The organism is Bacillus sp. SIMBA_008, assembly GCF_046535495.1.
GTDB classification, from domain to species: domain Bacteria; phylum Bacillota; class Bacilli; order Bacillales; family Bacillaceae; genus Bacillus; species Bacillus subtilis.
This window is the reverse complement of the sequence record NZ_JAWRWL010001424.1, coordinates 1-229: the sequence shown is the minus strand read 5'-3', so window position 1 is coordinate 229 and position 229 is coordinate 1. Positions and strand designations below refer to the sequence as shown.

The 229-nt window shown below is 67.2% G+C and carries 1 protein-coding gene; it reads left to right on the top strand.

All coding sequences use genetic code 11. The features are described 5' to 3' along the window. On the top strand, positions 1 to 229 hold a 229-nt coding region (locus SB658_RS28185), incomplete at both ends, for a hypothetical protein (protein ID WP_410603911.1).

Sequence of the window (229 nt, the reverse complement as noted above, 5' to 3'; positions counted from 1 at the left end):
GTCGTGCCCTCCTCCACGCTGCGGCCGGGGCTCGAGAGGATGGACTCGTCGCCGGATGCGGCCCCGGCGAACTCATATACCTGGGAACCTACGCTGCGCAATGGTTCGACGCGTGCCTCCACCTCGCCGTCACTGAGCGCTCGACGAGCGCCCTCGAGGACTTTCTCGACGTCGGGCGCGCGAACATCCGAGCCATCGACGCATCCATCCATGACGACGGGACGACCAC